Below are 13,264 nucleotides of genomic sequence, written 5' to 3'. Positions count from 1 at the left end.
AGAATTATTTAAGAAAGTCATCAAAGTAGAAGTAATTAACTCCAGGCTTGCTATCAACACTTAAAACCATAGTCTTAGCGAGAGATTCTGCTTTAACGCTTCTGTATTTGCTTGCAGTTCCAATTAAAAAGAGATCCATTATCTTGGCAAGATTTATTGCGATTTTTTCAGCTAGTCTTTTTTCAGAGCGCTCTCCAACTAAAAAACTAGGCCTAAATATATTTACTGTTGAAAAACCAAGACTTTGAATGGACTCCTCAAGTTCACCCTTTGTCCTTAAATAAAAGTTTTTTGAAGAACTGTTTGCACCTATTGAAGAAATAAGACTCAATGTTTCAGCGCCCGACTCTTTGGCTTTTCTAGCAATACTAAGGCAATAATCTATATCAACTTTTCTAAAATTCTCTTTACTCCCAGCAGTTTTAATTGTTGTTCCAAGACAAATAAATACATTATTACAAGAGGGCAGAGAGCCATTTTTTTCAAAAGTATCAAAATCAATAATCATTTCTGTAATGTTGGGTGGAAGGTTGGGAATTGATCTTCGAGTTAGAGCAATAGCGCTCTTTTTTTTATTAGACAGAACTTTAACGACATTTCCACCTATAAGGCCTGTAGAGCCAGCAATAATTGAAGTAGTCACTGTCAGAAGTATTTAAACACTAGTTTGAATATTCTATGGTAAAGCTATTTCAATGCTGTCCATGTCTTTATCAACATCAATTTTCATCTTGTCAAACTTAGGAGCGCCCATTCCACTAAATTGATAAAAGCCTGCCGGCTCCTTAGGGATAAAGAAAAAGAAGTCCAACTTACCATTACCATTTTCATCTTCAAATGAAGCAAGTGCGTATGGACCCGAAGGAACTTCCATGCTCCAAGAAACATTACAAGTGCCGCTTTTACTTGGCTCATAAATTTTTTCTTGACTATGATTCATACCCTTCCATCCCGACTCTTTATAAATAAGAACATGGACCGCATTCTTAGTTGAACATCCAGTAACTGTTCCGCTAACAGTATGCATATGACTATCAGCCATAGCCTGCATTGCAAAAAGGGCTAAAAATATAGAAAATAACTTAAAATTTATATTCATGATTGACTGTAAATAAATAAAAAAAGAGATTATCAGTGTATACAATAATGTTAAGATTTTAGTGAATTTTTCATGAGTTTTATATGAAAATTTATATTTAATTAAGATTAATTAGTTTGATTAATAACCATCTTCTTCAAAAAAATCAATCACAGAGTCGAGACCACCATAGTTGATAATTACATCACAATTCTTTTGCAATATAGGTTTGGCATGGTAGGCAACAGACACGCCAGCAATTTTCATCATTTGTAAATCATTAGCGCCATCACCAATAGCAATGACTTGCTCTCTTTTTAGTTGGTAAAGCGAACATAGCTCATTAATATAATTTGCTTTTTCATTGGCATCAATAACTTTTCCTAAGACTTCTCCAGTGAGGCAGCTATTAATCACCTCTACATTGTTGGCTCTAAAGGTATCCACTCCTAAACTTTTATGAAGGCGATCAGCAAAATAACTCAGGCCACCTGAAATAATGGCTGACTTTACACTTGTTGATTTAAAGAAATTGAATAGCTCTTTGGCTCCAGGGCTTAATTTTAAAGAGTTAGTATAAACAGACTCAAATGCTGAAGTGTTGACTCCTTTAAGTATTGATACCCTTTTTTTAAAGGACTCAGTAAAATTCAGATTACCCTGCATTGCTTGTTCAGTAATTAAAGCAACTTCACTGGACATTCCTGACTCCTTAGCAATCTCATCAATCGTCTCAATTGTTATTAAGGTTGAGTCCATATCACTAACCACTAACTTAATATCTGAAAAATTAAACTTCTTATGATGTAAATTTATGTCAACTGTGTTTTCAAGTCTTAGTTTTTCAATAGTAAAATTAAAGTCAGTATGGATTCTGAAGTGATTTTTTCGCATTTCCAAGTCGCCTTTAAGGCTCCTTGTAAGCTTTTCAGCAATAATTAAATCTTGAGTATGGATTATGAGTGTTTCCATTAATAAATGAATGATTTGTTAAGGTTGTCAGCATGAATATTTTACAGGATCTGATTTTTTTTGATTTCATATTTAGTCACTTTATCTTAAATTCTGAATTAAAAAAATGTAACAAATTGACATAAAAGGTAAATTTAAGTTCATTTTGGCTTAGGTATAATCAATCACAATTTATAACCAACGAAGGTTATTTTTGCTAAAACATTGACGTTTGGATGGGCTTATCAAGATTGAGCACAGCTGAGCGTTTTTTTTTAATTTTGAAAAAAAGGTTTAAAGCCATTTATCTATTATGACACAAACATATAATTTTAGTGCTGGGCCAGCAATGCTGCCTACTTTAGTACTTAAAAAAATTCAGCAAGAACTTATTGAGTATGGAAACTCTAAAGCTTCAGTAATGGAAATTTCGCATCGAGGAGTTGACTTTATGGAGGCCGCTCAAAAATCTGAAAAGGATTTGAGAGATCTTTTAAATATTCCAAATAATTACAAGGTTTTGTTTCTTCAGGGTGGCGCCTCTGCTCAGTTTTCAATGGTTCCAATTAATCTGTTAAGAGGAAAGTCTAAAGCTTGCTATGCAAATACAGGGCACTGGTCAGTAAAAGCAATTGCTGAAGCGCAGCGTTATTGTAAAGTTAATGTTTGTACAGATAGCTCAGAGAATAATTTTACTGATATTGATGATTTTAAAAATTGGAATATTGATCAAGATTCTGCTTATCTTCATTACACCCCAAATGAAACAATTGCTGGACTAGAGTTTGATTATATTCCTGAAGTTGATATCCCATTAGTTGCTGATATGTCCTCAACGATTCTTTCTCGAGAGATTGATGTTTCTAAATATGGTGTTATTTATGCAGGAGCTCAAAAAAATATTGGACCTGCTGGCTTAACAATTATTATTATAAGAGAAGACTTAATAGGTAACGTAGTTAAAGGACAACCAAAACTCTTTGACTATTCAACTCAAGCTAACAATGAGTCTATGTTTAATACTCCTGCCACTTTCCCATGGTATGCTGCTGGACGCGTTTTTGAATGGCTTAAAGAGCAGGGAGGATTGAGTGTGATTCAAAAAATAAATCATATGAAAGCAAAAACACTTTATAAGGTAATTGATAACTCTGATTTTTATTCAAACCCAGTTTCAATTAAATATCGCTCTTGGATGAATGTTCCATTTTTATTAGCAGATGACAGTCTAAATGGATTATTTTTAGAGCGCTCAAAAGAAGCAGGATTACTTGCACTTAAAGGTCATCGAAGCGTTGGAGGAATGAGGGCGAGTATTTATAACGCAATGCCTCAAGAGGGCGTTGATGCCTTAGTTAATTTTATGAGTGATTTTGAAAAGGATTATGGGTAATGCTTAAAGTACAAGTTTTAAATAACATTTCATCTCTAGGTTTAGATAAATTTTCTAGTGATATTTATGATGTAACAGTTAAAGATAATAACCCAGACGCAATACTTGTTCGAAGTGCAAAGATGCATGAATTAGAAACTGGGGAAAACCTTAAAGCTATTGGCCGCGCTGGCGCTGGAGTAAATAATATCCCACTTGAAAAAATGAGTGATAAAGGAGTGGTAGTATTTAATACTCCAGGCGCAAATGCTAATGCAGTTAAAGAGCTTGTTATTTCTTCAATGCTTCTTGCTAGTCGTAATATTTGCCAGGCATGGAGTTATGTAAATAATTTACCGCTTGAAAACCTTAAGGCAACCGTAGAGGATGGAAAAAAACAATATTCAGGTTCGGAATTACCAGGAAAGACATTAGGAATTGTTGGTCTTGGTGCTATTGGTGTTGAAATTGCAAATGCAGCTAGCATCCTTGGAATGGATGTTATTGGTTTTGACCCATCGATCACTAAGAAGAATGCTTGGAAAATTTCTTCTGAAGTTGAAGATGCGACTACTATAGAAGAATTATTTTCTAAGAGTGATTTTGTTTCTTTTCACGTTCCCTTAATTGATGAAACTAAAAACTTATTAAATGCAAAACGTATTGCCTTGTTACCTGAGGGCTCAGTAATAATTAACATGTCAAGAGATGGGATTGTTGATGAAGACGCATTAATGAAAGCTCTTGATTCTGGAAAAGTAAAGTATTATGTTACTGATTTCCCAATCAATGACAAAAAAAATCATGAAAGAGTCATTGCACTTCCCCATCTCGGGGCCTCAACATCTGAAGCTGAAGATAATTGCGCTGTGATGATTGCTAAACAGATTAAAGATTATCTTGAAAATGGAAATATTGTGAATTCTGTAAACTTTCCTGATGCAAGGATGCCTAGAGATGGCAAAGAGCGATTAGCTATTACCCATAGAAATATTCCGAATATGGTTCGTCAAATAACAAAAGCCATAGCTGAGGAAGAGGCTAATATTCTTGATATGATTAACAAGTCTAGAGGAGATTTTGCATACACACTTATTGATCTTGAAAATGAAATTTCCACTAAGGCTATTGAAAACATTAAGCGAGTAGAGGGTATTTTGACAGTAAGAGCTCTTTAAGTTTGGTGCCCTGGTCAAGATTCGAACTTGAGACCCCTCGCTTAGGAGGCGAGCGCTCTATCCAGCTGAGCTACCAAGGCAAGCGGTATATTATTGCCACTTATGAGTAATTATTCAAGTGATTATTTGATTAATAATGTAATTAGAATTTAAATAGTCAATATTTATCCTTTCAAGATTGTTCTCTCTAACTAGAACTAGTGATGGGAAGCCGTTTATTGGCATGGTTTTTGTTGTGTGAATCTGATCAAGAAGAAGATCATTAACTTCACTTGATTTTAGATCCTCATTAAAATTATTCTTCATTTAGCCCAATATCCTGAGCAACGTTAATTAATGTATCTTCATTTGAGGGGTTTAGAGTATTTAGGTAGTAAGCTTTTTGGATTCCTTCAGTCATTAAAACTTCAAAATCAGGATGCTGTTTTTTTGCAGCAATAACCGCTCTACAGGAGAGATATGTTGAGCGCTTATGCTCATTTAGAGTCCAAAAATTATAATTAAATTCAGTAACAGGGACAACTTTTTGAATTTTTATCCAATTGTCTTGAATGTATTTTTGAGTGTCTAAGGGCATTGGTAAATCATTATCAGGGGCCAGCCCACCCAATAGATAATTAACATTTATATGACTCGGTAATTCTTTTAACACTTTACGCCATGTTGGCTGAAATGCCCAGCACCAGGAGCAAATTGGGTCATGAATATAATACAAAGAATTGCCAACTAATTCCAAAAATATTTCTAAAAAAGTATATAATTCACATTATAGGGGTTTAATATTATTGGAGCATACTTATGCGAGCTATCTTAAAAATTTCACTAATTTCTTTATTTTTACTTTCATCTCAATTATCTTTTGCAGGAAGCTTTGTAGATTCTGCTACTGTAATTTCAGTTGAAAAAGTCTATAAAAACTATAGAGTTGATGAGCCTTATCAAGAGTGCTATATTCAGGAAACCATTCAAAATAATGGTGATGGTAGTGCAACTAATGAATTATTTGGAGCTGCTATTGGAGGCGCAATAGGAAATAAACTTGGTAAAGGTGATGGCAAGGATGCCTTGACTCTTTTTGGAGCGCTTATGGGCGCTTCAATTGCGAATGATGCAGAAAAACAAGCCAACTCTACTGGTAAAAAAATAATTAGGCAAGAAGTCTGTGAAACTAAAACTAGACAAGTGATCGAGAAAAGATTGAGCCACTATCTTGTTACAGTCGACTATGCTGGTCGTGATGTTAGTTTTAAAAGTAATAGAAGGCCCGCTAATGATGTCATAAAAATTGAGGTAACTGTTGATGGTCTTGGAAACTAGGTTGAGCTAGCTAAGTTTTAAGCCTTAGTGTTTCTTTTTATCTTATATTTATTAATAGCAACTGTAATTTTAATTACAGTTGCTTTTTTCTATGTTTCTTCTATAGCAGCAACCCCTCCCAAAGGAAGTTCTGGTGATCTGTCTAAAGAACTATCTTTAAAATCTAGTCGAGTTATAGCTTGTATTGGAGACTCATTAACACATGGAAATATTGGAGAATGCTGGGTTGAAAGCCTTCGTAATGAGTATCCAGAAGATATAGTCCTTAATGAAGGTATTAATGGAGATGTAGTATGGCAAGTAAATAAGAGAATAGAGTTAATTATAAATTGTAGTCCTGACATAATTATCTTGATGATTGGGTCTAATGATGCAATGGCCTCTTTCAATAAGAAGTCAGGGGAGCGTTACAAGTCGAAAAATAAATTGCCTGAAATTCCAACTTTTGAAAGCTATCAGAAATTATTACCCAAACTTCTTGATAAACTAAATGGGAAATCGAAAATTGCCTTATGTACACTTCCACCTATTGGTGAGAATAAAAATTCTGCAATTAATAAGCATGTAAGAAAATTTAATGACTTCATAGAGTTAACAGCAAATAACAAAAACATTAACCTTATTCCAGTTTCAAACCTTTTATGGGATGATTTATCTAAAAGAACTTACCCAGTTAAAAGTGATTATGATCCAAACTCACTTCCAATTATTAGAAGAATTTATGGCGGAATGATGCATCACTATATTTTTAAAAAGTCATGGGATGAAATAGCTAAGTCAAAAGGGCAATGGTTGCTGTTTGATCAAATTCATTTGGGTGAGCGTGCTGCAAAAATTTTATTTAATGCGACTAAAAAATACATTTCTTCAGTCTAATTATTACCCTTATCTATATAATAAACCCAGTCATAAATTTACTGTAATGGCTTTATTTTTTTAAATTATTAAAAACTCATGAAAGATATTAAAATTGAAGATCGTTTAATCTTTGCATTAGATGTTCCTGAAGTCTTAGAAGCCAAAAAAATTGTCACAGAGCTTGATGACAGTGTTAACTTTTATAAAATTGGTATGGAACTTTTGATGACAGGCCAATATTTTGAATTATTAGATTGGTTGATTGCAAAAGACAAAAAAGTCTTTGTTGATTTAAAATTTTTTGACGTTCCTGAAACGGTTGGCAGGACAATTGCAAGGCTTAGTGATTATGGCGCAACTTTTGCCACTATTCATGGCAATCAAGCTCTAATGGAAAAAGCGGTTGAAAATAAAAAAAATTTAAAGATTCTTGCTGTTACTGCTTTAACAAGTCTAGATAGGGGTGACTTAGACGATCTTGGTTTTGACTGCAATGTAAAAGACTTAGTTATTTCGAGAGCTAAAAGAGCTTTTGAGGCTGGGTGTGATGGAATTATTTCCTCTGGCCTAGAGGTGCCATACATTCGTGAATATGTTGATAATAAACTTATTGCTGTTACTCCAGGTATTCGTCCGGTAGCTAATGATGATGATCAGAAGCGAGTAGTCGATGTTGCGACGGCTTTTAAGAGTGGCTCTGATTACATTGTAGTTGGGCGGCCAATTAAGAATTCTGAAAATCGTTATGAAGCTGCAACTAACATTCAAAAAATTATTCGCTCTTCCTTTGAAGCAGTATAATTTAACACTTTAGTCGCGTAACTCAGTTGGTTAGAGTGCCACCATGACATGGTGGAAGTCGTCAGTTCAAATCTGACCGTGACTACCATCTTTTATTTTTTCTACAAGAAAAGATTTTTTAGGATTAGTTTGAATAAACTATAATATGAATATGAAAAAAATACTTTTAATTTTATTGCTATCTTTTGGTTTAATTGGCTGTTCTTCAATTAATCTTTCTTCACTTGAACTTTCTACAACAAGCCCTTCTGTCATTGAAGCAGAAAAGATTCTTGTGCTAGGTTTGTCTCATGATCAAAATCTAGTTGAAGCTCGTAAGATTGCAAATCCAAATATCTCTTTAGCAGTAATTAAAGAGCTTAACAACAGAATAAATGAGGCTGAAATCAATCGGGTAGATCTAGAAAATATTTCTAAATATGCTGAAATGGTTAAAGTATCAGATGATAATTTAAAGTTTGTGGGAGCAAAAATATCTGATACCAAGACAAGAAATATGCTTGGCAAAGAAGAAAAACTAGATTATTTTTTACTAGGATCTAAAGATAATAATGGCTTCATTCAACATAAACTTAATTTCTCAATTACATACACTTCGGACGAAAGAAGAAACTACTCTTCAGCTAGTTATTGCGATAAATGGAATCGCTGTGACAATGAAAACCAAATGGATGTTATTTTAATTTCACTGAAGGCCTCTGGATGCTCTTCTTTTGATTGTGACTATAATGAAATAGTTGAGTTTGAATTAAGCGATAGTTTTTTGAAAGAAAATATGGAAGAAGGCTTTTCAATAGACTTTAACTCTAAAGGTTCAATGTCTAGTAGAGTTTCTATTTCCTCAAGCTATATAAAGGGTTATTTAAAGATTGCTAATTAATTTGTAATGAAACTAATGGTTTAAATTTAGCTACTATATTTATTAATTAAGCTTTTATTCCCTTATTCAAATTTGGCGTTATTTTCAAAATTATTACCTCCATACAAGTTCTTCATTCTTCACGTATTAAACACTTTATATTCATTTACCATGTGTAGAATCTTTCACTTATATATCTAAGTACAGGTTGGGCTTGTGATTCTAGAAATTTTTTTTGCTGCAGGATGCTTTTGGGGTGTTGAAAAAAACTTCGAAAATATTGAGGGTGTTGTTGACGTTATTTCTGGCTACTCTGGTGGAAATTATGAGAATCCAACCTATCAGAATGTTCTAGATAATAGAAGAATTCAAAGCGAAAGCTTTCTTTCTGTTCTGAAAAATATTGGATTATCTGACGAAGAAAAATTAACCAAAAAAAATACTTTAATTAACCATACAGAGACAGTTAAAGTTATTTATGATACTGCCAGAGTTTCCACAGAACAATTACTGAAAAATTTTTGGGAGATTCATGATCCAACACAATTAAATAGACAAGGTAATGATGTTGGAAATAACTACCGTTCTGCAATTTATTGGACTAATGATGAGCAAAAAGAAATTGCAAATCGAACCGGTCAACTATACCAAAAGCTATTAACAGCAAAAGGGTATGGGGAAATTATGACTGAGATGGCAGCTTTAGAAAAATTTTGGCCAGCTGAAGATTACCATCAAGATTACTTACAGAGAAATCCAAATGGTTACTGCCCTGATCACTCCACTGGTGTTACTTTTATTGAGCAAGTGCCAAAAGAATCATTGGTTGCAGATATATCACCTTTAGGTGGAAAAGAAATTGTTGTTATTGGCCCAGAAGTAGAGGGTAAATGCTTATTTTGTCTTGAGTTCGAAAAACTAGTTACATCAAAATATAAGGGAACTATTCCGTTAAGATCAGTGCCAGCATCCTCATTGAAGGGCTTTGAGCTCATTACAGAGACATGGGCTACACCTACTATTTTTCTAATAGAGGATGGAAAGGAAGTATGGGCACATCAAGGAATAATGACTTCTGACGATTTTTATAAAGCATTAGGTGAATTTAAATTAGGTAAAGATTCTGAGGCTTTCAATGTTGCATTTAATGAAGGCACAGATAGAAGGTTCTGCGAACAGTATGAAATTTTTAAGAATACACCTGATGGTGTTTTTATAGATAAGCTCTCTGGAAGACCTCTTTTTGATACCGCAGATCGATTTGATTCAAAGTCTGGCTGGCTATCTTTTACAAGGCCTGTGCGTAACGAGGTTTATGAAGTTATTGATCTTAGTTATGGTATGACACGGACAGAAATAAGATCTTTAAGTTCTGATATTCATTTAGGCCACGTATTTAATGACGGTCCTGACGGAATGCCAAGGTACTGTATTAATGCAACTGTTTTAGAATTTGTACCAAGAGGTGATACTTAGAATCTAAAAAAAACTGTAAAATAATTATAATATTTTAAAAACAATATTATTTAAATCCAAAATGAACAATATAGCTAAATTATTCAACATCTCTCTAACTAAAGTCTTATTGCTGACATCTTTTTCTTTTTTATTGCTATCTCCGGTATGTGCTGAAGATAGTTTGTATGAAAGAGGAATTGAATTAGTAGAACAAAAAGATTATGAAAAGGCACTTAAAGCATTTGAATTAGGCGCTAAAACAGGTGACTTAAATGCAATGACTGCTCTTGGAATAATGTATATCACTGGTGTAGGAGTTATTCAGAACGACATTAAAGGTTTTAAATATGTCCAGAATGCGGCAAGCAAATCTCATCCAAAAGCGCAATATACCTTAGGGGCTATTTATTATCTTGGTGCCGGGGTAAATATTGACTTTAATAAAGCATTTAGCTGGATTAGTTTGTCTGCGGACAATGGTTACTCAGATGCTCAGCATAATTTGGCACAAATGTATGAAGCTGGAGAAGGAGTTTCACAGAATTTTGAGCAAGCCTATGAATACTATCTTAAAGCTGCAAGGAGTGGTAATTTAGACTCTCAAGTTAAAGTTGCCAAGATGTATCAAGAAGGAAGTGGTACTGAGAAAAATCTTGAAAAAAGTGCCTATTGGCTTAAAAAAATTGAAGAGTCAAAAGTAAAAAACTAATAAGCTAAATTTTTCACACTTAAATACTATGAAAAATAATAATTCTAACAATGTTTATGATGTGGTAATTATTGGTGCAGGGCCAGCAGGGCTTAGTTTTGCTTGTTCATTAGCAAATCAGGATCAAAAGATACTTGTTGTTGAAAAATCGCCGCATATTTCGATTTCAGACCCTAAGCCAGATGGAAGGGAGACTGCTTTAACTCATAATTCATTAAAGATACTACAAAAACTTGGTGTTTGGAGTCTCATTGATCAGACCAAAGTCAGCCCACTTAGAGAGGCAAAAGTTTTTGATGGTGATTCAGAGTCATTATTAAATTTTGAAGCAAATAAAGCGTCAATTGATGCTCTTGGATATCTTGTTCCAAATAATTTAATCAGGCTTGCTTTATATCAAAAAGCATCAAGTGCCGATAACATAACTATTATTAATGACTTAGCAGTTGACTCTCTTAATACAAGTTCTTCTAATGCTGAGATTACTCTTTCAAATGGTAAAACTATAAATTCAAAGCTTATAGTTGCTGCAGATAGTCGGTTTTCAGAAATACGCAGAAAGATGGGTATATCATCAACGATGAAAGACTTCTCTAAGGTAATGATAATTACAAGAGTCTCTCATGAAAAATCTCATAATCAAACTGCTCTTGAGTGCTTTAATTATGGCCATACCTTAGCGCTGTTACCCTTAAATGGCAATATATCATCTGTTGTTCTTACGGTCCCAACTGACGAGGCAGACGAAATGTTAAATATGGACGAGACGAAGTTTTGTGCACAGGCTAGTGATGGCTTTAATGGGATTTTAGGTGAAATGAAACAAATTGGTAAAAGGCATTCTTATCCATTAGTTGGCGTTTATGCTCAAAAATTCAGAGCTACTCGTTTTGCTTTAATTGGTGATGCTGCAGTTGGAATGCATCCTGTTACAGCACATGGTTTTAATTTAGGGTTAAGAGGGCAAGACATTCTCTCACTTGCAGTTATTAAGGCTGCTAAAAATGGTAATGATATTGGTTCAGACTCAGTTTTAAAGGAATTTGAAAATAAACAAATACATTTATCTAGATTGATGTACTTTGGTACAAATGGGGTTGTTTCTTTGTTTACTAATGATGATGCCATAGCTAAAAAAGTTAGAAAGTTAGTCTTAAAGTTTGCGGATCGCTTTCCTCCAGTTAAGTCTCTCATCACAAAGCATCTAACAGAATCAAAAAAAAGTAATTTAATCCCTTTTTGAAGGAAATTATATGACAGGTGATTTAAGTAATCTAAGAAAGGAGTATCTCAAAAGTGGTATCGTAAAAGATGACCTTAAAAGTAATCCAATCGAACAGTTTTCATTATGGTTTGACCAGGCTATTGAAGCTAATATTATTGAGCCTAGTGCAATGAGTCTTGCTACGTCAGATGACTATATAGGAATTAGAACCGTCCTTCTTAAATTTTTTGACGATAAGGGCTTTGTATTTTTCACAAACTACGAGTCTAAAAAATCAAAACAACTTCAAAACAATCCCCAGGCTGCTCTTTTATTTCCCTGGCTTGCCTTAGAAAGGCAAGTCAAAATTATTGGAAGTGTTGAGAAGATTACAAAGTTAGAATCTTTAAAATATTTCTCTTCGAGGCCAAAAGACTCTCAAATTGGTGCATGGTCATCTCAACAATCATCAAAAATATCTTCCAGAGCAATTTTGGTTGATCAGTTTGCAGTAATGAAAAAAAAATTTGCTAATGGAGAGATTCCACTACCTGATTTTTGGGGTGGTTATAGAGTAGTTCCTCAAAGTATTGAGTTTTGGCAAGGAAGAGAAAGCAGGCTTCATGATCGGCTCATATACGAGCGTAAAGATAATGGGTGGGATATTAGTCGCCTTTCGCCCTGACTAATTCGATTACTGGTTTGGTCTGTGGGTTTTTCCCTAGCCAAAAAGAAAACGAGAGTGCTGCTTGCTCTACGAGCATTCCAAGTCCATCACTAACTTTTCTAGCAGAGTTTTCATTTGCCCACTTCATGAAGGGGGTTTCTCTGCCATACATCAAGTCGTAACATAGGGCTCCCTCGACAACACCTTTTGGAATATTAGGGATATTCCCATCAATAGATGCACTGGTCGCATTAATAACTATATCAACTGGTTTGGCTTTAATTTGGTCCAACCCAAAGCCACAAACTTTTCCATGCTTTAGAAACTTGCTCGCAAGCTTTAAAGATTTTTCTTTGGTTCGGTTTGCTAATAATATTTTTTCGGGATTACAATCAAGTATTGGCTTAAGAATTCCTTGTGTTGCACCTCCTGCGCCAATAATTAGGATTTCCTTTCCTTTCAAGGATTGATTTAAATTATTTGTAAAATCATTCACTAATCCATTCCCATCAGTATTTTCACCAATCAAAGTGTTGTCTTTTATTTTTATAGTATTTACCGCCCCAGCAGCCTTTGCATTTGGAGTTAAATCTTTTGATAGATTGTGTGCCTGAATTTTAAATGGCAGGGTAATGTTAAAACCTTGACCATTAGAATCAATAAATTTCTTTACTGTGTTTTGAAATCCATTAATTGGTGAAAGTATTTTTTCATATGAAATTTCAAGCCCAAACTCCTTAGAGAATTGGGCATGAATCATTGGAGATATGCTGTGATGAACTGGATTACCAATTACTGCATATTTGTTCATA

16 protein-coding genes and 2 tRNA genes are annotated in these 13,264 nt (G+C 34.0%); 11 read left to right on the top strand and 7 right to left on the bottom strand.

What is annotated here, in order from left to right:
- Positions 1-4: 4 nt before the first annotated feature.
- From ABXT44_RS05605 to serB, 3 genes are all read right to left on the bottom strand, one after another.
- The gene (locus ABXT44_RS05605) at positions 5-643 is read right to left on the bottom strand and encodes a hypothetical protein (RefSeq protein ID WP_416686269.1); all 639 of its coding nucleotides are present in this window, start codon (positions 641-643) and stop codon (positions 5-7) included.
- Positions 644-676: 33 nt separating this feature from the next.
- Positions 677-1,099 (bottom strand): DUF2141 domain-containing protein, encoded by a 423-nt coding sequence (locus tag ABXT44_RS05600; RefSeq protein WP_416686268.1) that lies wholly within the window; start codon positions 1,097-1,099, stop codon positions 677-679.
- Between the two features lie 120 nt (positions 1,100-1,219).
- The gene (gene serB / locus ABXT44_RS05595) at positions 1,220-2,050 is read right to left on the bottom strand and encodes a phosphoserine phosphatase SerB (protein WP_416686267.1); all 831 of its coding nucleotides are present in this window, start codon (positions 2,048-2,050) and stop codon (positions 1,220-1,222) included.
- A gap of 292 nt (positions 2,051-2,342) precedes the next feature.
- Here serB and serC point away from each other — a divergent pair, with 292 nt between their 5' ends.
- Both serC and ABXT44_RS05585 read left to right on the top strand, forming a co-directional pair.
- Positions 2,343-3,422 (top strand): 3-phosphoserine/phosphohydroxythreonine transaminase, encoded by a 1,080-nt coding sequence (serC, locus tag ABXT44_RS05590; RefSeq protein WP_416686266.1) that lies wholly within the window; start codon positions 2,343-2,345, stop codon positions 3,420-3,422.
- Complete coding sequence (locus ABXT44_RS05585) at positions 3,422-4,579, top strand: phosphoglycerate dehydrogenase (RefSeq protein ID WP_416686265.1); 1,158 nt, start codon at positions 3,422-3,424, stop codon at positions 4,577-4,579. The genes serC and ABXT44_RS05585 overlap by 1 nt, the downstream gene beginning before the upstream one ends.
- 3 nt (positions 4,580-4,582) lie before the next feature.
- On the opposite strand, the gene ABXT44_RS05580 is transcribed toward ABXT44_RS05585, so the two are convergent.
- The 3 genes from ABXT44_RS05580 to ABXT44_RS05570 form a co-directional block, all read right to left on the bottom strand.
- A tRNA-Arg gene (locus ABXT44_RS05580) sits at positions 4,583-4,659 on the bottom strand.
- Between the two features lie 34 nt (positions 4,660-4,693).
- Positions 4,694-4,885, bottom strand: a complete 192-nt coding sequence (locus tag ABXT44_RS05575) for a hypothetical protein (RefSeq protein WP_416686264.1) — start codon at positions 4,883-4,885, stop codon at positions 4,694-4,696.
- On the bottom strand, positions 4,875-5,315 hold the full coding sequence (locus tag ABXT44_RS05570; RefSeq protein WP_416686263.1) for a DsbA family protein: 441 nt from the start codon (positions 5,313-5,315) through the stop codon (positions 4,875-4,877). The genes ABXT44_RS05575 and ABXT44_RS05570 overlap by 11 nt, the downstream gene beginning before the upstream one ends.
- Before the next feature lie 62 nt (positions 5,316-5,377).
- Between ABXT44_RS05570 and ABXT44_RS05565 the strand changes: the two genes are divergently transcribed.
- The 9 genes from ABXT44_RS05565 (at position 5,378) to pdxH (ending at position 12,470) form a co-directional block, all read left to right on the top strand.
- Complete coding sequence (locus tag ABXT44_RS05565; RefSeq protein ID WP_416686262.1) at positions 5,378-5,896, top strand: glycine zipper 2TM domain-containing protein; 519 nt, start codon at positions 5,378-5,380, stop codon at positions 5,894-5,896.
- A gap of 27 nt (positions 5,897-5,923) precedes the next feature.
- Positions 5,924-6,772 (top strand): SGNH/GDSL hydrolase family protein, encoded by an 849-nt coding sequence (locus ABXT44_RS05560; RefSeq protein WP_416686261.1) that lies wholly within the window; start codon positions 5,924-5,926, stop codon positions 6,770-6,772.
- 78 nt (positions 6,773-6,850) lie between these two features.
- Positions 6,851-7,555, top strand: coding sequence for an orotidine-5'-phosphate decarboxylase (gene pyrF, locus ABXT44_RS05555; RefSeq protein WP_416686260.1), 705 nt, complete (start codon positions 6,851-6,853; stop codon positions 7,553-7,555).
- 11 nt (positions 7,556-7,566) lie between these two features.
- A tRNA-Val gene (locus ABXT44_RS05550) sits at positions 7,567-7,643 on the top strand.
- Between the two features lie 63 nt (positions 7,644-7,706).
- Positions 7,707-8,435, top strand: coding sequence for a hypothetical protein (locus tag ABXT44_RS05545; protein WP_416686259.1), 729 nt, complete (start codon positions 7,707-7,709; stop codon positions 8,433-8,435).
- Positions 8,436-8,630: 195 nt separating this feature from the next.
- Entirely contained in the window at positions 8,631-9,890 is a 1,260-nt protein-coding gene (msrA, locus tag ABXT44_RS05540) for a peptide-methionine (S)-S-oxide reductase MsrA (protein WP_416686258.1), read from the top strand.
- 61 nt (positions 9,891-9,951) lie between these two features.
- Positions 9,952-10,581, top strand: coding sequence for a tetratricopeptide repeat protein (locus tag ABXT44_RS05535; protein ID WP_416686257.1), 630 nt, complete (start codon positions 9,952-9,954; stop codon positions 10,579-10,581).
- A gap of 28 nt (positions 10,582-10,609) precedes the next feature.
- Positions 10,610-11,824, top strand: coding sequence for a 5-demethoxyubiquinol-8 5-hydroxylase UbiM (gene ubiM / locus ABXT44_RS05530; protein WP_416686256.1), 1,215 nt, complete (start codon positions 10,610-10,612; stop codon positions 11,822-11,824).
- Positions 11,825-11,834: 10 nt separating this feature from the next.
- A complete protein-coding gene (gene pdxH, locus ABXT44_RS05525) occupies positions 11,835-12,470 on the top strand; it encodes a pyridoxamine 5'-phosphate oxidase (RefSeq protein WP_416686255.1) in 636 nt (211 codons plus the stop codon).
- Here pdxH and aroE read toward each other — a convergent pair.
- Entirely contained in the window at positions 12,451-13,263 is an 813-nt protein-coding gene (gene aroE / locus ABXT44_RS05520; protein ID WP_416686254.1) for a shikimate dehydrogenase, read from the bottom strand. The two genes, pdxH and aroE, sit on opposite strands and share 20 nt — an antisense overlap.
- Between the last annotated feature and the right edge of the window lies 1 nt (position 13,264).

The sequence above is a fragment of the Candidatus Pseudothioglobus sp. Uisw_041 genome (genome assembly GCF_048087625.1).
Classification (GTDB): Bacteria; Pseudomonadota; Gammaproteobacteria; order PS1; family Pseudothioglobaceae; genus Pseudothioglobus.
Note: the sequence above shows the minus strand (reverse complement) of the source record. Positions and strands in the feature narration are given on the sequence as shown.

What these genes read in the sequence shown, in the direction of transcription:
- ABXT44_RS05585 (WP_416686265.1), top strand. Translation starts at nt 3,422, where the DNA reads ATGCTTAAAGTACAAGTTTTAAATAACATTTCATCTCTAGGTTTAGAT.
- pyrF (WP_416686260.1), top strand. Translation starts at nt 6,851, where the DNA reads ATGAAAGATATTAAAATTGAAGATCGTTTAATCTTTGCATTAGATGTT.
- ubiM (WP_416686256.1), top strand. Translation starts at nt 10,610, where the DNA reads ATGAAAAATAATAATTCTAACAATGTTTATGATGTGGTAATTATTGGT.
- ABXT44_RS05600 (WP_416686268.1), bottom strand. Translation starts at nt 1,099, where the DNA reads ATGAATATAAATTTTAAGTTATTTTCTATATTTTTAGCCCTTTTTGCA.
- ABXT44_RS05545 (WP_416686259.1), top strand. Translation starts at nt 7,707, where the DNA reads ATGAAAAAAATACTTTTAATTTTATTGCTATCTTTTGGTTTAATTGGC.
- pdxH (WP_416686255.1), top strand. Translation starts at nt 11,835, where the DNA reads ATGACAGGTGATTTAAGTAATCTAAGAAAGGAGTATCTCAAAAGTGGT.
- aroE (WP_416686254.1), bottom strand. Translation starts at nt 13,263, where the DNA reads ATGAACAAATATGCAGTAATTGGTAATCCAGTTCATCACAGCATATCT.
- ABXT44_RS05575 (WP_416686264.1), bottom strand. Translation starts at nt 4,885, where the DNA reads ATGAAGAATAATTTTAATGAGGATCTAAAATCAAGTGAAGTTAATGAT.
- serB (WP_416686267.1), bottom strand. Translation starts at nt 2,050, where the DNA reads ATGGAAACACTCATAATCCATACTCAAGATTTAATTATTGCTGAAAAG.
- serC (WP_416686266.1), top strand. Translation starts at nt 2,343, where the DNA reads ATGACACAAACATATAATTTTAGTGCTGGGCCAGCAATGCTGCCTACT.
- ABXT44_RS05565 (WP_416686262.1), top strand. Translation starts at nt 5,378, where the DNA reads ATGCGAGCTATCTTAAAAATTTCACTAATTTCTTTATTTTTACTTTCA.
- ABXT44_RS05535 (WP_416686257.1), top strand. Translation starts at nt 9,952, where the DNA reads ATGAACAATATAGCTAAATTATTCAACATCTCTCTAACTAAAGTCTTA.